The 16,040-nt window shown below is 58.3% G+C and carries 19 protein-coding genes; 13 read left to right on the top strand and 6 right to left on the bottom strand.

Annotated features, from left to right (window positions below; genetic code table 11):
• Positions 1–17: 17 nt before the first annotated feature.
• From GY33_RS0117800 to GY33_RS0117780, 5 genes are all read left to right on the top strand, one after another.
• Positions 18–1,469 carry a B12-binding domain-containing radical SAM protein gene (locus tag GY33_RS0117800; RefSeq protein ID WP_031388669.1) on the top strand — a complete coding sequence of 484 codons (1,452 nt, stop codon included), beginning with the start codon at positions 18–20 and terminating at the stop codon, positions 1,467–1,469.
• The gene (locus tag GY33_RS0117795) at positions 1,459–2,658 is read left to right on the top strand and encodes a DUF2062 domain-containing protein (RefSeq protein ID WP_031388622.1); all 1,200 of its coding nucleotides are present in this window, start codon (positions 1,459–1,461) and stop codon (positions 2,656–2,658) included. Before GY33_RS0117800 ends, GY33_RS0117795 begins: the two co-directional genes overlap by 11 nt.
• Positions 2,658–3,620, top strand: coding sequence for an LpxL/LpxP family acyltransferase (locus tag GY33_RS0117790; protein WP_035272638.1), 963 nt, complete (start codon positions 2,658–2,660; stop codon positions 3,618–3,620). The genes GY33_RS0117795 and GY33_RS0117790 overlap by 1 nt, the downstream gene beginning before the upstream one ends.
• Before the next feature lie 175 nt (positions 3,621–3,795).
• Positions 3,796–4,050 carry a phosphopantetheine-binding protein gene (locus GY33_RS0117785; RefSeq protein WP_031388620.1) on the top strand — a complete coding sequence of 85 codons (255 nt, stop codon included), beginning with the start codon at positions 3,796–3,798 and terminating at the stop codon, positions 4,048–4,050.
• Positions 4,047–5,282 carry a beta-ketoacyl-[acyl-carrier-protein] synthase family protein gene (locus GY33_RS0117780; protein ID WP_235185559.1) on the top strand — a complete coding sequence of 412 codons (1,236 nt, stop codon included), beginning with the start codon at positions 4,047–4,049 and terminating at the stop codon, positions 5,280–5,282. The genes GY33_RS0117785 and GY33_RS0117780 overlap by 4 nt, the downstream gene beginning before the upstream one ends.
• Positions 5,283–5,296: 14 nt before the next feature.
• Here GY33_RS0117780 and GY33_RS0117775 read toward each other — a convergent pair whose 3' ends face one another.
• Both GY33_RS0117775 and GY33_RS0117770 read right to left on the bottom strand, forming a co-directional pair.
• Entirely contained in the window at positions 5,297–6,454 is a 1,158-nt protein-coding gene (locus tag GY33_RS0117775; RefSeq protein WP_031388618.1) for a hypothetical protein, read from the bottom strand.
• A gap of 25 nt (positions 6,455–6,479) precedes the next feature.
• Positions 6,480–7,043 carry a class I SAM-dependent methyltransferase gene (locus GY33_RS0117770; protein WP_051822806.1) on the bottom strand — a complete coding sequence of 188 codons (564 nt, stop codon included), beginning with the start codon at positions 7,041–7,043 and terminating at the stop codon, positions 6,480–6,482.
• A gap of 530 nt (positions 7,044–7,573) precedes the next feature.
• Here GY33_RS0117770 and GY33_RS0117765 point away from each other — a divergent pair.
• The 8 genes from GY33_RS0117765 to GY33_RS0117730 all read left to right on the top strand — a co-directional run bounded on the left by GY33_RS0117765 (position 7,574) and on the right by GY33_RS0117730 (position 13,069).
• The gene (locus GY33_RS0117765; protein WP_031388616.1) at positions 7,574–8,347 is read left to right on the top strand and encodes a hypothetical protein; all 774 of its coding nucleotides are present in this window, start codon (positions 7,574–7,576) and stop codon (positions 8,345–8,347) included.
• A 48-nt stretch (positions 8,348–8,395) separates the two neighbouring features.
• Positions 8,396–9,316: a glucose-1-phosphate thymidylyltransferase RfbA gene (gene rfbA, locus GY33_RS0117760; RefSeq protein ID WP_031388615.1), complete on the top strand. Its 921-nt coding sequence runs from the start codon at positions 8,396–8,398 to the stop codon at positions 9,314–9,316.
• On the top strand, positions 9,313–9,858 hold the full coding sequence (gene rfbC, locus GY33_RS0117755) for a dTDP-4-dehydrorhamnose 3,5-epimerase (protein WP_031388614.1): 546 nt from the start codon (positions 9,313–9,315) through the stop codon (positions 9,856–9,858). The genes rfbA and rfbC overlap by 4 nt, the downstream gene beginning before the upstream one ends.
• Before the next feature lie 172 nt (positions 9,859–10,030).
• Positions 10,031–10,273, top strand: a complete 243-nt coding sequence (locus GY33_RS0117750; protein ID WP_152555250.1) for a hypothetical protein — start codon at positions 10,031–10,033, stop codon at positions 10,271–10,273.
• A gap of 58 nt (positions 10,274–10,331) precedes the next feature.
• Positions 10,332–11,426 carry a YedE family putative selenium transporter gene (gene yedE, locus GY33_RS0117745; RefSeq protein WP_031388612.1) on the top strand — a complete coding sequence of 365 codons (1,095 nt, stop codon included), beginning with the start codon at positions 10,332–10,334 and terminating at the stop codon, positions 11,424–11,426.
• Positions 11,427–11,442: 16 nt separating this feature from the next.
• Entirely contained in the window at positions 11,443–11,661 is a 219-nt protein-coding gene (locus tag GY33_RS0117740) for a sulfurtransferase TusA family protein (RefSeq protein ID WP_031388611.1), read from the top strand.
• The gene (locus GY33_RS0117735; RefSeq protein WP_407637404.1) at positions 11,658–12,209 is read left to right on the top strand and encodes a DUF3343 domain-containing protein; all 552 of its coding nucleotides are present in this window, start codon (positions 11,658–11,660) and stop codon (positions 12,207–12,209) included. The genes GY33_RS0117740 and GY33_RS0117735 overlap by 4 nt, the downstream gene beginning before the upstream one ends.
• Entirely contained in the window at positions 12,197–13,069 is an 873-nt protein-coding gene (locus GY33_RS0117730; RefSeq protein WP_031388609.1) for an NAD(P)H-hydrate dehydratase, read from the top strand. The genes GY33_RS0117735 and GY33_RS0117730 overlap by 13 nt, the downstream gene beginning before the upstream one ends.
• Before the next feature lie 110 nt (positions 13,070–13,179).
• Here GY33_RS0117730 and GY33_RS21300 read toward each other — a convergent pair whose 3' ends face one another.
• The 4 genes from GY33_RS21300 to GY33_RS0117710 all read right to left on the bottom strand — a co-directional run bounded on the left by GY33_RS21300 (position 13,180) and on the right by GY33_RS0117710 (position 15,829).
• Positions 13,180–13,350 carry a hypothetical protein gene (locus GY33_RS21300; protein ID WP_153304595.1) on the bottom strand — a complete coding sequence of 57 codons (171 nt, stop codon included), beginning with the start codon at positions 13,348–13,350 and terminating at the stop codon, positions 13,180–13,182.
• 211 nt (positions 13,351–13,561) lie between these two features.
• Complete coding sequence (locus GY33_RS20765) at positions 13,562–14,503, bottom strand: DUF1848 domain-containing protein (RefSeq protein WP_084185343.1); 942 nt, start codon at positions 14,501–14,503, stop codon at positions 13,562–13,564.
• A complete protein-coding gene (locus GY33_RS21155; protein WP_152555249.1) occupies positions 14,504–15,418 on the bottom strand; it encodes a hypothetical protein in 915 nt (304 codons plus the stop codon). It abuts the gene before it with no gap.
• 102 nt (positions 15,419–15,520) lie between these two features.
• Positions 15,521–15,829 carry a hypothetical protein gene (locus GY33_RS0117710; protein ID WP_031388605.1) on the bottom strand — a complete coding sequence of 103 codons (309 nt, stop codon included), beginning with the start codon at positions 15,827–15,829 and terminating at the stop codon, positions 15,521–15,523.
• Positions 15,830–16,040 lie beyond the last annotated feature (211 nt).

The following is a 16,040-nucleotide window of genomic DNA, read 5'->3' as shown; positions in this document are numbered from 1 at the left end:
CCCGACTTCACCCAATCATGCCCACCCTTGACCACAATCGCGTTCTCCTGGTCCATCCTTTGGGATACGCCGCCGGACGGGCCGGTGGAGACATTTCCCGCTTGGCCAACATCATGCCGCCCCTGGGACTGGCCACAATGGCCGCGTACCTGGAAAAACTGGGCATTGAGTCGGACATCGTGGATTTTTACGCTTGGCCGGACTCGGAACGGCGGATGCGCGACCTGCTGCTGGAAAAACGGCCCGGATTCGTCGGTTTTTCCTGCACCACCTCCACCTTCCTGGACGGGGTCCGGCTGGCCGGGCTGGCCAAGGCGGTGCTGCCCGGCGTACGCGTGGTCTTTGGCGGGGTGCATGTCTCGGCCTTGCGGGAACGAATGCTGCGCGACCACCCGGTGATCGACCACATCGTCGTCGGCGAGGGCGAGCAGAGCCTGGCGGAGCTGATCCAAACCGAAGGCCTGAGTCACGATGTCCTCGGAGTGATCTCCCGAGGCGCTTGCGCCGACGAAATCGTCTTTGCCGGGCCCCGGCCACGAATTCCGAATCTGGACGACCTGCCGTACCCGGCCTATGAGCGTCTGCCGGGCTACCCCGGCCGCTACACGCTGCCCGTGTTCAACTACCCCACGACTCCCAACGCCAGCGCCTTGTCCAGCCGCGGATGTCCGTACGCCTGCGCCTATTGCGACCGATCCGTGTTTGAACGCAGCTACCGCTTCAACTCCGCCGCCTACCTGTATGACCACATGCGCTATCTCAAGGAGCGCTTCGGCATCCGGCATGTCAATTTCTACGACGACCAGTTCACGTTTCATCTCCAGCGCATCGAACAACTCACGGACCTGATGATTGATGCACCTCTGGACATGACCTTCAACTGCGCGGTGCGCGCCGAACACGTCACCGAACCCCTGCTTCGCCGCCTCAAGGCCGCCGGGTGCTGGATGATCAGCCTGGGCATCGAAACCGGGGATCAGGACTTGCTTCGCGCCATGAACCGCAAGATAGACCTGGATCAATTGGCCGAACGCATCCGGCTGATCAAGAAGGTCGGCATCCGCGTCAAGGGACTGTTGATGATCGGCCTACCCGGCGAGACCGAGGAAAGCGTGGAAAAAACCCGCCGGTTCCTGTTCTCCCTGCCCGTGGACGACTTCAACCTGACCAAGTTCACCCCCTTCCCCGGCGCTCCGGCCTACGCGACCATCCGCGACCACGGAGAGTTCGACGAGGATTGGAGCCGCATGGACTGCATGCACTTCCTCTTCGTGCCCCGAGGCTTTACCCGTGAACGCCTGGAAGAGCTCCATGTCTCCTTCTACCGCCAACATTACCAGCGCCACCACGTGCTCCTGGACTACGCCACCATGCTCTGGCGCTCCCCGGACAGTTGGCGTCGGTTCCTCCTCAATCTTGGATCATTCATCCGCTTTGCGCGGGGCCGGGACAGGTTCGATGGTGCGTGACACGGAGCGTAACCGGGAACCCCGCATCCTCGTGGTCGTGCCCGTGTACAACCACGGTTCCACCCTCAGGCAGGTGGTGGAGGGCGTTTTGGCGGTGTATCCGGAGGTGATGGTGGTGGACGACGGAAGCACGGACCAGGGGCTGAAGCATATCGCCGACCTGCCCGTGCATATCCGGGCGCACCAAACGAACCAGGGCAAGGGAGCGGCCATTCGCACCGCGGCTCGGGAGGCCGCCGCCCACGGCTCGACGCACATCGTGACCATCGACGCGGACGGCCAGCACGATCCCGGCGATCTGCCCCAATTCTTCGACACCGTTCGAAATCACCCCTTGGCCGTCATCGTGGGGGCACGGGATTTCACCACGGCCAACGTACCCCGGGCTTCCCGGTTCGGGCGCTGGTTCTCCAACTTCTGGCTGCGCGTCCAGACCGGCCGCAAACTGCTGGACACGCAAAGCGGTTTCCGGGCTTACCCCGTGGCCCTGTTCGAGCATCTGGAGTTCACCGAAACCCGCTACGCCTTTGAAGTGGAAGTGCTGGTCCGCTCGGCCTGGGCCGGACTGGATCTGCTGGACGTGCCGGTTCGGGTCCACTATCCCCCGGCTGAACAGCGGGTTTCCCACTTTCGGGCATTCATGGACAATGTCCGGATATCCTGGCTGAACACCCGACTGACCCTGCGCTCCATGCTCCCCTGGCCCCATCGCCGGATCATCGAGCGGACCCAGGGGAGTGCGGCCATAAGTATTCTTCGGCCGATCCAGTCCCTGAAGATCCTGCTGCGCGAAGCGATCACGCCGGGCGGCCTGGCCAGGGCCGCCTTCCTGGGCGTGTTTTTGGGAACATTGCCCCTGGTGGGCATCCATACCATGGCTATCCTGTTCACGGCCGGATATCTGGGCCAGAACCGGGTTATGGCCGTTGCCGCCAGCCAGTTGTGCATGCCGCCGCTGGTACCGGCGCTGTGCATCGAAACCGGCCATTATCTGCGCCACGGCTCGCTTCTGACCGAATTCACCATCCAGACCCTGGGGCATCAGGCCCCGGCCCGACTCTGGGAATGGGTGCTCGGCTCCCTGGTACTGGCTCCGGTCCTGGCTTCCCTGGTAGCAGGGGCCACGTTCATCACGGCCCACCTTGTGCGCCTTTCCATCCGGCGAAACGCCAAGGAACGCGACGCATAATGACCAGCCCCACCTCTTCATCCGCATCGTCATCCGCATCTGCGTCCGCCTCTTCCGGCGGCTCTTCCGCCTGGTCCAGCCGGAGCATCGCAGCCAGATGGCAGCACCAGTTTTTCTATCTGGCCATTCGCCTGGGCGGGCGTCGCCTGGCCTATGCCTGGACCTACCCGGTGGTTGCGTATTACCTGCTTTTTCGGCCTCGAATTCGAGCCAGGACCCGGCACTACCTAAGTCGCCGTTTCCCGACTCACACCGGCTTCCAGGCCTTTACGGACAGCTTCCGACTCAGCCTTTCCTTTGCTCAGGCCCTGGTGGACCGGGCAAGGGCGGGAATTCTCGGACCGGAAAGCATGGCCGTCCGTTTCAACGGATTTCAAACACTTCGGGAGTTGCTGGACCAGGGGCGGGGACTGATTCTGATGGGCGCCCACGTGGGCTGCTGGCAGGCAGCCATGTCCGGCCTGAATAGGCTTCAGGTCCCGACGCACCTGCTCATGCAGCGGGATCAGGGAGACGTTGACCGGCACTACCATGAACATAAGGGACTGGAATCGCCGTACAGGATCATCGACCCCAACGGATTTCTCGGCGGAGCCGTGGAAATTGTCCAGGCTCTGGGACGCGGAGAAATCGTCAGCGTCATGGGCGACCGGATCTTCGGCCACGACCAGAACCATCTGGATCTGCCGTTTCTGGGCGAGTCGGCTGCCTTTCCAGTAGGGGCCTACAAAATCGCCGCCACCACCGGAGCGCCCGTGGCCGTGCTTTTCTCGAACAAAACCGGGCCTGACGCCTATGCCCTGAACCTGGCCCGGGTGATCCAGGTCCCCCAAGTCCGGGACCGTCGATTGGAAGCCCTGCGACCGTTCGCCCTGGAGTTCGTTGAATCCCTGGAAACGTATTCCAAGGACTATCCCTACCAGTTCTACAACTTTCACGATATGTGGAGTACGCCCCGATAAGATCGTGCCATCGATCACCAAAAAGAGACCTGGATTCCGGCCTTCGCCGGAATGACTGAATTCAACAGGGCCTTTCCGCAAAGTCACCCCGGCGCAGGCCGGGGTCCAGGCGAAGCTGCTCGGAGCTATTGAAAAATTATCCCGACAACAAATACGACGAACAAAGGACAACACGATGAGCTTCAAGGACAAAGTCAAACAAACTCTGATCGAGGAACTGAATCTGGAGGACATCTCCCCCGAAGATATCGACGACGATGCGCCGCTCTTCGGCGAGGGACTGGGGCTGGACTCCCTGGACGCCGTGGAACTGGTGGTCATCATCCAGAAACACTTCGGGGTGGTCATCGCGGACATGGAGCAAGGGCGGACGGCATTTCAATCCGTCAACGCGCTGTGCGACTTCATCCAGGAGCGCAGTCCCCAGTGAGCGTACCGTGTCCCAACCATACCTCGACCAGCCTCGTGCCGGTACCCGTAACGGGCATGGGATGCATCTGCGCTACCGGGATGAACCTGGAGCATTGCATGCAAACCATTTTTTCCGGTCGGCGTGCCCCTGCTCCTCCTCGACGATTTCAGAGCAGCCATCCCACGATGTACCCCGTCTTTGAGGCTCCCGAGGCGTTCTTCGCCGAAAATCAGGACACCCACCGGACCTTGACCGTGCGCTTTGCCTTGCACGCGGCCCGCGAAGCTCTTTACCAGGCAAGTCTCTCCGCGGATCGTTGCCGAAATTTGCGCGTCGGGGTGTGCATCGGCACCACCGTGGGCGGGACGTTGAACAGTGAGGAATTTTACCGCGAGTATCTCCAATCCCAGAACCCGGACATGGAGCCGGTACGTCGCTATCTGCGCGGCAACCCCGCGGCGGCCATTGCACGGGAATTCGGATTCCAGGGGCCGTGTCAGACCGTGACCAACGCCTGTTCCTCGGGTACGGACGCCATCGGGATCGGGGCCGGATGGATCCGGGCGGGGCTGTGCGACGTGGTGGTGGCCGGGGGCGCGGACGAGCTGTGCCGGGTGACCTACAACGGCTTCGCTTCCCTGAAGATCATGGACCCGGAGCCGTGCCGCCCCTTTGACCGGGATCGTCGGGGGCTGAATCTGGGAGAGGGCGCGGGGATCATGATCCTGGAGGCCCAGCCTTCGGGAAAAGAGACGGAGAAGGGAGTATTGGGGGGGAATCCCGAGAAAATTCTCGGAAAAATTCTCGGATACGGAACGGCCTGCGACGCCCACCACCTGACCGCGCCGCACCCGGAAGGACTGGGCCTCAAAAACGCCCTGGCCGAGGCTTTGCGCATCGCCGGACTGACCCAGGACGACATCGCCTTTGTCAATGCCCACGGCACGGGAACCAAGGACAACGACGCCGTGGAAAGCAGGGTGTTGGCCGAGGACTTGCCCGCCGTCCCGTTCCTGTCCACCAAAGGGGCCACTGGGCACGCCCTCGGTGCCGCCGGGGCCATCGAAGCCGTGCTCAGCCTGGCGTTTCTGCGCCTGGGCAAGGTCCCCGCGAGCCCCGGATTCAGCGAACCGGGCGAGGACATCGCCCTGTCTCCCCTCACCATAACGACCAACCGCGACCAGCCCCACGCCCTGTCCCAATCCCTGGCCTTCGGCGGGACCAACAGCGTCCTGGCCCTTTCCCGGTGAGAGGGAGACGAAAATCAGGAACCCGGATTCAACCGCAGGGACAACTCGCGGAATTTGTCGGCCATGTGACGAAGGGCCTGGGTACGTTCGGGGTGAGCGTGGGTGCGGCGATGGAGCCATTCGGCGAGATAGACCAACTCGGATTCGCTCAGATCGGGACGAGAACGTCCGGTTGCGAATATCTCCAGCAATTCCCGCCGGGCTTGTTCCCTGGCGGCGATGGCCTGCATGATGCCCTGGGCCGCGGCATCCCGCTCCAGGCGTTCGGCCAGGATGCGGACCTGATCGTCCGGGGCTTCTTCCTGGGAGGTCAACAGTTCGGTCTCAGCCAGCTGATAGCGGGAATGGGCGGCATAAGCATTGGTCTGGGCCTGGAACCACCGCGCCATCAGGGCCGGAGCGTCTTGATGGTCCGCGTAGGCTTGCACAGCCTGGGACAGGGCCGCAACGGAACCGGACAATAACCGATAGAACTCCTGCTGCTCCTGGATGTTCAGGCCGCGCTCTTCGGACGATCCTCCCTGGGCCGGGAACGACCATCGCCCGGTCAGCACCGCTTCATCCAGGGCCTGCTCGAAGACCGGCACGAACAGCACCCAGATGGTTTCCAGGGCTTCGGGCTGAAGCAGATTCCGGAAAATCTCCTCCCTGCCCTGGATCAAGGAAGGGCTTTGGTGATCCAGGCCGACCAAATCCATCCCATAGCGCCGATTCAGGGACGAAAAATGGAATTGCAGCCGTCCCTGGGCTTGGGGATTGAACTCGGAATTGGGCGGATGGTACCCGGCCACGATCTGGTGGGCCAGGTCGTCGAAAAACGATCCGCTGATGTTCGTCAGGCCGGAGGGTTGGGATTCCAGAGGGTCTTCCGGGGGGGCAGACTGGGCTTCCGGCAAGCCGGGAACATCCGTCTCGTCGGGTGGGGCAATTGATGGGTCAGGTGGAGACCCTGGAGCTTCAAGGGCCGCGTCAGGCTCGCCCTCAAGCACGGGAGGAAGAATCGGGAGGGGCGCGACGTATCGTGATTCCGCGGGAGCTTGCGGTTCGGGAGAAACCGTCCGCGCGGGGGGAACATCCACCACCGCTTGCTCATCTCCGGGACGCCACATCAGGATCAAGGCCGCGGCGGCCAGAACCACCGCGCCGATTGCAACCATCAGGACCTTGCGCACGACGCCCCTCCTTTGTTCGACAGGGTTACTTCACGGCTTCATAAATCCGCATCGGGGGAATGTTCAGCAGTTCGAACTCGGATTTGACGTTCCGGAAAAAATGCTCCAGGTGCACGAACAGGTGGTCGTCCTTCTGGTAGAACGTCTGGTAAGCCAGGAATTTGCCGTTCTCGGCCAGAATCTGATGGGTTTGATGGATGATTTCCTGTCGGGTTTGCTGGTCGAGGTAGGAGAAGGGAATTCCGGAAATGATGTAGTCCGGCTTACCCGGCAACTGGCCGTTGACCAGAGCGCCGACGTTTTCCACGCTGTCGTTGAAAATGTGCACCCGCTCGCTGCGAAACGCCTTGGTCAGACACTTGAACATGTCCTTGTTGCGCTCGATCAGGACAAGATGGGCGCTGGGCCGCATCTTTTTGAGCAGATACTCCGTAAAAACCCCGGCGCCGGGGCCGTATTCGACGATCACGTTGGCCTGGGAAAAATCGATCTTTTTGCACACCCGTTTGACCCCAAAGGGGGATGTCGGCGTGATGGAGGCGACGTTTTTGTCCCGCAAAAAACATTTCACATAGTTGACTGTGCTCATGACGCTGCTGCTTCCATGTTGGGTTGTTTGAATTATTGTGGACTCCCAGAACCAAAATGGCAAGCGCGTGTCGCTTGGGCATTTTGACAACCGGGGCAAAGGATGCTTTGTTCTCAAGGGCTTGTCTTCAGCCGACCCTAGGCGGGATTTCACCATCGATTTCGTGGCGGAAAAAGCTTGGCTCCCCTCGCCGAAGACGGCATCACCCATATTCGGCTGGTAAGCCATACATGCTGTTTTTTTCAAATGTCAATGCGCGCATATCCGGCGTCCAGGGTAAATCTGTTCTCACCATAATCCAAATCGGTATCGAAATCGAAATCGAAATCGAAATTAAAAAATACTGTGCACCACCCTGTGGTTACTTATCTTCTTAGACATGACGTTCGATTTCGATCACGATTTCGATTTCGATTTCGATACCGATTCAGATAGCGGTGGAGGATCGAAGAGCATATTTGCCTTGATCCGGCATCACGAAGAGCCGGAGTCGTAATCTGAACGACACGGAACCAGTCAGGAGCGAACAGATGAACCATATCGAGCAGATGGCCGACGAACTGGCGAACGAAGTCATTTCCGAAGCCGCGCAGACGTTTTTCGGGCAACGCAAGACCCTTGAAGAAGAACTGGATCGGTTCATGTCCCGTTCCCGACAAGTGCTGGAGCTGGGCAAGCGGGTCATGGACGAACAAAACGTCCTCCACGGCGTCTTGCTGGACGCGGAAACCATTCAGGCTTTTTATGCCGCCATCGGCCTTCCCACTCCGGAGTATCTCTCTCCCGCCCCTCGGGACGAAATCGCCCGCCGCCTCTCCAAACCCACTTCCTGGACGCTGCACGGCGGATATTCTAAATTGCTCTTTTCCGCGTACTCCCGCACCCAGTCTGAAGTGGACGTCTATCTGCACGGCGGATACAGGGACGATCCCACGCACCCCAAGCGTAAGATCGGCTTTAGCGGATATCGCTATCTGGTGGAGTGGGCGGAAAAGCTGAACCACACCATCACCAAGCTGAACACGGAGCAATCAGCTGGAGAGGTGCTGCAATTCGTGAAAAGGCTGGATTCCCGGTCCTGCGCCATGGAAAAGGCCGCCGGGGCGTCGTGCGAGATCGGCAGGGACCGGGGCATGCTGTTCACGTGCATTGATTTCGCCTCGCTGTGCCTGCCCGTTTTCCCGGAATACCCGCCCCCAGCCACCGTGCAAAAGGACATCCAGCGATTCGCCAAGACGACCTGCGCCCGTCGCGAACCGGATGTTCGCGAACTGCTGCGGGATCTGAAAAACAAAGGCGCATAGCTGACTAACTACCATCATCCATTCAACCAATTTTCCTCGGGAGAAATCGTGACGTCCGTCGAGAACAAACGCAAGGGGATCATTCTGGCCGGAGGCTCGGGCACCCGACTGTATCCGCTGACCAGGGCCACGAGCAAGCAGCTGATGGCCGTGTACGACAAGCCGATGATCTACTATCCGCTCAGCGTGCTGATGCTGGCCGGCATCCGGGAGATCCTGGTCATTACCACCCCCCAGGACGGTCCGGCCTTTCGGAACCTGCTCGGCGACGGAAGCCACTGGGGCGTCGATTTGGAATACGCGGTCCAACCCGAGCCCGGCGGCATTGCCCAGGCCTTTCTGATCGGACGTGACTTCCTGGCCGACCGGGGCTGCGCCCTGATCCTTGGAGACAACATCTTTTACGGCCACGGATTGACCGAAAAACTGCGCCGGGCCATGACCGCCGATCGCGGGGCTACGGTGTTCGGCTATTGGGTCAGCGATCCGGAGCGCTACGGCGTGGTGGACTTCGACGACCGGGGCAAGGCCCGGAGCATCGAGGAAAAACCCGAGGCCCCAAAATCCAATTGGGCCGTCACCGGCCTGTACGTGTATGACCATCAGGTCACGGATATCGCCTCCGAACTGCAACCCTCCCCGCGCGGTGAACTGGAAATCACCGACGTGAACATGGTCTATCTCCAGCGAGAGCAGTTGCACGTGGAATGCCTGGGCCGCGGCTATGCCTGGCTGGACACGGGCACCCACGCCTCCCTGCTCCAGGCCGGGAATTTCGTGCAGACCATGGAAGAACGTCAGGGTCTGAAAATCGCCTGTCCGGAAGAAATCGCCTACGCCAACGGCTGGATCACCGCCGAGGACATCCTGGAGCTGGCCAAGCCGCTGCGCAAGAGCGGGTACGGCCGCTACCTGGAAGCCCTGGTCCGGCGCGACCCGCTTTTCCCCGACCAGGGAGGCCGGCCATGAATGTCCAGACCACGCCTCTCGATGGAATCCTGCTGATCGCCCCCAAAATCTTCGGCGACGCCCGCGGCTTTTTCCTGGAAACCTTTCAGGCCCAACGCTACGCCGATGCCGGGATACACGCCCCCTTTGTCCAGGACAACCATTCCCGCTCCGCCCGGGGCGTGCTGCGCGGACTGCACTACCAGATTGAACGGCCCCAGGGAAAACTGGTCATGGTCACCAAGGGCGCGGTGTTCGACGTGGCCGTGGACATCCGCCGGAACTCGCCGACCTTCGGCCAATGGTTCGGGGCCGAACTCAACGACGAAAACCATCACCAGCTCTACGTTCCACCAGGCTTTGCCCACGGGTTCCGCGTCCTCTCGGAACAGGCCGACTTTCTCTACAAATGCACCGAATACTACGCCCCGGAACTGGAGCGCTCCATCATCTGGAACGACCCGGACATCGCCATCGCCTGGCCCCTGGAAGCCCCCAGCCTCTCGGCCCGGGACGCCCAGGCACCGCGCCTGAAAGACGTCCCACCCGCCGATCTCTTCTGATCCCGTCGCCCCCACCCCGCTCTCCACGGCCGGAATGCACAGCGCATCCCGGCCGTTTGTTTTTTCGCCGCTATCTCTCCGATCCATCGAAAAAACAAATCGATCAAACTTGACGTCATTCGTGAATCCGATTGGACGGAAACTCCAAAAACCGTGTATGCAGCGCCAGATCATGTTCGAACTTCATTTCACCTGTCCAAAGCAAGGCAAGGAATTCCGATCCGCGCGATGGTCCGTGGATCCGGACCTGGAAGCCGTCACCGACCCGGAAGACCGCAAACACCTGCGCGGCCTGGTCCACGTCCCCTGTCCCTTCTGCGACGAACCCCACGCCTACACCCCGGACGAACTGGCATGCCCCCTCCAGCCCCCGAACACCGCTCCAGCATCCAACTCTCAACCTCCTGACTCCTGACTCCTGACTTCTGACTCCTGACTTCTCCCCCTCAACCCCAACAAGGAGGACACCCCCCATGTCTCGGGCCGTCAAAAACATCTTCGCCACCACCCTGGGCATCATCGCCGTGGGTTCGATCATCGGCGTGGTGGCCGGTTTTCTGCAGCAGGCCGGAAACCCGGCGAACATGGCCATCTGCGTGGCCTGTTTCGGCCGGGACATCGCCGGGGCCATCGGCATTCACCGTGCCGGGGTGGTCCAGTACCTCCGCCCGGAGATTCTGGGCTTTGTCCTGGGCTCCTTTGCCGCGGCCCTGGCCTTCAAGGAGTTCAAGCCCAGCGGCGGCTCCGCGCCGGTGACCCGGTTCGTGCTGGGGATGATCGCCATGATCGGGGCCCTGGTCTTTCTGGGGTGCCCCTGGCGGGTGATCCTGCGCCTGGCCGGCGGGGACGGCAACGCCCTGTTCGGGCTGGCCGGATTGGCCGCCGGAGTGTGGATCGGCACGCTGTTCTTCAAAAAAGGCTTCAATCTCGGTCGCGGCCAAGTCCAAAGCTGGAGCGCGGGACTGATGATCCCCCTGCTCATGCTCGGCCTGCTGGCCTTGCGGCTGCTGTATCCACCCGTTCCCGGCGAGGCCCAAAGCGGCGTGCTCTGGTACTCCCTGAGCGGACCGGGCGCGGCCTACGCCCCGTTGGGCTTTTCCCTGGCCGCGGGCCTGGGCATCGGCTTTCTGGCCCAACGCAGCCGGTTTTGCACCATGGGCGCGATCCGGGACGTGATCCTGTTCCGCCAGATGTATCTGATGTACGGCTTCATCGCCCTGCTGGTCGCGGCGTTCATCACCAATCTGTTCCTGGGCCAGTTCAACCCCGGATTTGAGGGCCAACCCGTGGCCCATACCATGGGACTTTGGAACTTCATGGGCATGGTGGTGGCCGGTCTGGCCTTCGCCCTGGCCGGCGGGTGCCCCGGCAGACAGTTGTTCCTATCCGGCGAAGGCAACACGGACGCCGGAATCTTCGCCCTGGGCCTGCTGGCCGGAGCGGCCCTGGCCCACAACTTCGGCCTGGCCAGCTCGCCCGCGGGCATCGGCCCCCACGGCATGGCCGCGGTGATCATCGGCCTGGCGGTACTGCTGTTCATCGGCGTGGCCAACTGCAAAAAATCCTGAAGACGGAGAAACGATCATGGCACGACAACACATCGACGCACGCGGCTTATCCTGCCCCCAACCCGTGCTCCTGGCCGCCAAGGCCATGGACGCGGCGGACGGCGGAGAACTGGAAATCCTCATTGACAACGAAGCCAGCCGGGAAAATGTCGGACGGGCCGCCCAAAGCAAAGGCTGGACCGTGGCGGCCAGCGAGGAAGTGGACCAGGATTTCCGCCTGGTGCTGACAAAGTGATCGGTTTCCTCCGCAACCTGTTCGGCAAGGAGGATGACGCCAAGCGCGGCGTCTCCGAAAAGGGCCTGCTGCTCTACCACAGCACCGGCGAGGTGATCCGGGCCGAGACCCTGCTCAAGGAAGCTGGAGTAGCGGTGGCGGTCAAAGGGCCGCCCCCGGATCTGCGCCAGGGCTGCGACATGGTCATCGAGTTTCCGCTGCTGGAGGAGATGCGCATCCGCGAGCTGCTGGAACAGGCGGGCCTCGCCCCCATGCGCGTGGCCGCGGCCCAGGATCATCTCCTGGAACCCGTATCCCTGTACCATGTCAAGGATTTCGGGGACTATTTGATGGTCCGGGCCGCGAACATGAAGATCACCTTGGACAAGCGGGACCGCCGGATCGTCAACGTCTCCGGCGGAGGCTGCCCGGACGTGCCCTTTCTGGCGGAAACCCTCGTGGGCAAGGTTCTGGACCAAGCGCCGGAACCGCGGTCCCTGGGCCGAACCCTGTGCGGCTATTCCCTGCAACTGGCGTTTGAGGAGTTGCGCCGACGATGTCCTGGTTGATCGTGGGCAGCGTGCCCCGGGCCGACTTCCCCCTGGTCCGGGGCGACTACCGGCTCCAGGGCGACACGCTCATCTTGAACGGCGAGCATGCGGACGAACAGCGCATCCGCGTGGCCCGCGGCACCCCGGCCCTGATGGCCGTGGCCGCCGCGGCCGCCGAGGTCCTGGGCATCCCCGCGCCCCAGGCCCTGGTGGCCGGAGACGTCGGCACCGGGGAAGGCAGTCGGGCGGTTTACGCCCATCTGGTGGATAACATCGACCAAATCGACCATGCCGGACTGACCTTCCACTACCTGCTGCCGGATATCGCCTGGCACAATCAGGTGCTCTGGGCCTTGGAAGCCCGAAACCCGGCCCCGCTTTTGGTTGCGGACGCCGGGTTCATGTACGCGGCCAAGATGAGCGGCTACGCCGCTCACTACGACCTCTTCACCCCGGACGCCGGGGAAATGGCCTTCCTGGCCGACGAGGTCGCCCCGCACCCGTTCTACACCCGGGGCTTTCTGCTCCAGGAGGAAGATCGGGTCCCCGAACTGATTGAGCGGGCCTACGCCGAGGAAAACGCGGCCAGGCATCTGCTGGTCAAAGGCAAGACGGACTACGTGGTCGCCCAAGGGACGACAGTGGCCGAAATCAGCGCCCCTGACGTCCCGGCCATGGAACCCATCGGCGGCACCGGAGACAGCCTCACCGGCCTGGTCACGGCCCTGCTGGCCTCAGGCATGGAAATAACCCAAGCCTGCCACACCGCGGCCCTAACCAACCGCCACCTCGGCCACCTCGCCAACCCCACCCCGGCCTTCGGCGTGGCGGATTTGTTGCCGTTTTTGCGCCGGGCGTTGGAGCGGACGCTGGAATAGGGGGATCATCTATCCTGAAACAGCAACGCCCCCTTCCCGCGATTCTTGCGGGAAGGGAGCGTTTTATGTGCCGGTGACGGGCTGACGAGAAGAGAACGAGCGAGCCGCTCCTACGCCAACCGCGCACCAGTAGCAATGATTTCCTGAACAAACGGGTCGGGATGTTCAAAGTCCTTCCGGGAAAAAGAATGCGGCTCGATACATGCGTCCATGGAACGGGTAAGCTGCATCAAGCGCACATCCTCGTCATATCCGTCAATCTCGTCCTTGTCCCAGAACACGGCCAGATCGATATCGCGTCGCCCGTGGGTCGCGCCCTTTGACGCATCACCTTGATTTGTTCCTCCTTAGCCTGGGTGATGTTACGGGTCGTTTTACGGGCGACACGTTGCTTATAGTTCGAGTACCGGGCCTGATTTTCAAAGCGGCTTGTGCGACGAGAGCTACCGCGTTGGCGCAATAATCCCCCAACTTCTGGGCATTACCTTGTTACTATAAAAACAGTTTTCGTTGTCTTAGGCGAAATGGCTGAACCTTTCTTTCTGTAATTTTTTCATCACCGCATAGATTTCCGACAAGAAAAGGGGAGGTTGTTTCATGTTTTTTACAATTATTTACAACAGCCTTCTCGCTATAATTTGCGTAACAATACTTGCATCCATGTTTGCAAGTATTGTATGATCCTATATCTATACTTCTTACGCAACCACACTCTTTTCTTTGCGTTTTATCTTTTTGAAAAGATAATTGATCTCCAATAATTTTAGAAATCAGCTGATCATCAATGCATTTTCCTGGATTTACTCCAAATTTTGATAGCAAAATAATCTCAGCGCAAGATTCAACAGAAATACCGAAAAAGTTTGCAGATTTTGAAAAGCTATTTGCCAACTGCTTTTTGATTTCCTCACTAATTGTTTCAAGTGAAATATTTTTCAAATTTCTTTCGCACTTTTTGTACATATCAATGAAACTTATGACGCATTTATTTGTGTACCCACATAAATTTTCAGCAAGGTAACTAAACCATTTTTCGTGGTAGACAACACTATAATCTGTCGTAAGCAAAATTGGATCATATCGCCAAACAACCTTCTCTTTTCCAATTTCGTTCGACAACTCTTGAAATGTTTGAATTATTGACTTTTTTACTGGAAGGTTTGTTTCAAAATTTTGATCATACGACGTAATAGTAAACTGAAAATAATACTTGAAACCTAATCTATCTATTTCATGTAATTTATTTATCATGGAAAGTGGATTTTTAGTCCAAAAAACTATACAATCGACGTTGCTAGGATGTAATAAAACTTTTGATACTTGATTCGCATTAAATGGATTTCGAACCAAAACATAACCAGCTTTGAGTCGGTTTATAAACCAATCTGCATAAAAAGCAGGTATATCGGTTCTTCTGCTCGCACTTATTATCATTTATTGCTTAATACCTATGCTGTAAATTATATTCCAAGTCAACCGCGGCTTTCTTGTCTGCGAAAGAGCCAAGAAGACATTACCCAAGTCTTCAGGAAACTCGTCATAATCTTTATTCAATTGTGATTCGTAGAAATTTGACAATATTAAATTTGCTTCTGCCGCAATTTTTTGAATTCTGCTAGCCCACATTGAACCTTTTCTTTCTATAAAAACAAATCGCGAACCAACAGGTGCCATTGATGCAATTTCCTTAATAAATATTCTAACACCTGGATCGTCATTGAATACCTCAGAAAGCAAAAAGTTTATTACATAAACATCTTGCCCCCATATGTTTCCAGTATTCATGAGGGAGCCAGGATTAGTGACGTCGCAAGTGATAAAATTACCTGATGGCAAAATAGGCCATCCATTGCGGTCTACACCATATATTGATTGCAATGTGCAATTGATTGTATTGCGTATGCCATACCATGAGTTTGCCCACTCTTGGACTTTGTCCAACAACTGAAAATCGACAGAGACACAATATCCAAGTCGCTGTTCATGAAAGAACTTAGTCATTGCCAAGAGTTCAGTCCCTGGCCCTCCGCCAAGTGCACAAATTTTTATATTTTTGTTATTTCTTGCCAAGTTCATGACATAGGTATTCAGATCAGCATTAGTTTCCAATACATGTTTAAATGTATTAGCATTTGAAGAGGCTACAATATACAGATAGGCCAATCGACAATCTTGGCATTGATAATTCAGATTTGGGACACCATTCGAAAACCACTCTTGCTGATTTCTTGCTGCTTCCGCAAGGATCATTTGATAAACGTCAGATACAGATATACCAAGCTGTTGTGCTGCAAACTTAATGTCTTTTTCAATTACAGGAGCAAGAAGTTTGTAGAATGTTATTGCCATGAATTACTCTCTTCTATTATATTTTTCCAATGCCGGGGCTGACCGGATTCGGCCTATGCTGGAATAAACTCGCTTGCAAAAGGACATGTCAAAGTCCGCAAATCAGTGGCGTGGTTTACAGCTTACGCTGGATTTGTCTTGTTGGGTACTCGCCATCATTCTTTCGACTTCCTGCTTCACGAGTTTTTTGCGTATCAGTTGTGACGCGAGGGCTGCTGAGCCAAAAACAACAGCCCCCCCCGCAGCGTACGCGCCGAGCAGCGGAAGTGACAACACTGAACCTGTGGTAATTAGTCCAAAGAAGACTGTTGTCTTGACGCTTGTGAGCCCTGCCCCAGTGGCTGCCAGACCTGCCAGCGCACCACCTTTGGCTGCACTAGCAGCCACTTTAAACTTCTCTGATTTTCTCATCGCTGTCGCCTTAGGGCTTGGCGGAGTTCCTCTCCGACCACACGTGCCACAGCTTCGCGTTCGGCCTTAGCCTTCCTGTCGCGGATGAACCCAGCGATACCTGCACCAGCGCCCATGATCTCGCTGGCTCGATCTGCCGTAAGGCAAACAACAATTTCACTGAAAGGAATGTTGAAGTTCAGGAGATTATCGACTCAACTTTCGGGGTTGC

Origin of the sequence: Desulfonatronum thiodismutans (assembly GCF_000717475.1) — a bacterium.
Lineage (GTDB): Bacteria > Desulfobacterota > Desulfovibrionia > Desulfovibrionales > Desulfonatronaceae > Desulfonatronum > Desulfonatronum thiodismutans.
This window is presented reverse-complemented; position numbering and strand designations above follow the sequence as displayed.

Bases quoted from the DNA above. Each gene is read 5' to 3' on its own strand.
- GY33_RS0117800 (WP_031388669.1), top strand. From the start codon at position 18: ATGCCCACCCTTGACCACAATCGCGTTCTCCTGGTCCATCCTTTGGGA.
- GY33_RS0117795 (WP_031388622.1), top strand. From the start codon at position 1,459: ATGGTGCGTGACACGGAGCGTAACCGGGAACCCCGCATCCTCGTGGTC.
- GY33_RS0117790 (WP_035272638.1), top strand. From the start codon at position 2,658: ATGACCAGCCCCACCTCTTCATCCGCATCGTCATCCGCATCTGCGTCC.
- GY33_RS0117785 (WP_031388620.1), top strand. From the start codon at position 3,796: ATGAGCTTCAAGGACAAAGTCAAACAAACTCTGATCGAGGAACTGAAT.
- GY33_RS0117770 (WP_051822806.1), bottom strand. From the start codon at position 7,043: ATGAGCACAGTCAACTATGTGAAATGTTTTTTGCGGGACAAAAACGTC.
- GY33_RS0117765 (WP_031388616.1), top strand. From the start codon at position 7,574: ATGAACCATATCGAGCAGATGGCCGACGAACTGGCGAACGAAGTCATT.
- rfbC (WP_031388614.1), top strand. From the start codon at position 9,313: ATGAATGTCCAGACCACGCCTCTCGATGGAATCCTGCTGATCGCCCCC.
- GY33_RS0117750 (WP_152555250.1), top strand. From the start codon at position 10,031: ATGTTCGAACTTCATTTCACCTGTCCAAAGCAAGGCAAGGAATTCCGA.
- yedE (WP_031388612.1), top strand. From the start codon at position 10,332: ATGTCTCGGGCCGTCAAAAACATCTTCGCCACCACCCTGGGCATCATC.
- GY33_RS0117740 (WP_031388611.1), top strand. From the start codon at position 11,443: ATGGCACGACAACACATCGACGCACGCGGCTTATCCTGCCCCCAACCC.
- GY33_RS0117730 (WP_031388609.1), top strand. From the start codon at position 12,197: ATGTCCTGGTTGATCGTGGGCAGCGTGCCCCGGGCCGACTTCCCCCTG.
- GY33_RS20765 (WP_084185343.1), bottom strand. From the start codon at position 14,503: ATGATAATAAGTGCGAGCAGAAGAACCGATATACCTGCTTTTTATGCA.
- GY33_RS21155 (WP_152555249.1), bottom strand. From the start codon at position 15,418: ATGGCAATAACATTCTACAAACTTCTTGCTCCTGTAATTGAAAAAGAC.
- GY33_RS0117710 (WP_031388605.1), bottom strand. From the start codon at position 15,829: ATGAGAAAATCAGAGAAGTTTAAAGTGGCTGCTAGTGCAGCCAAAGGT.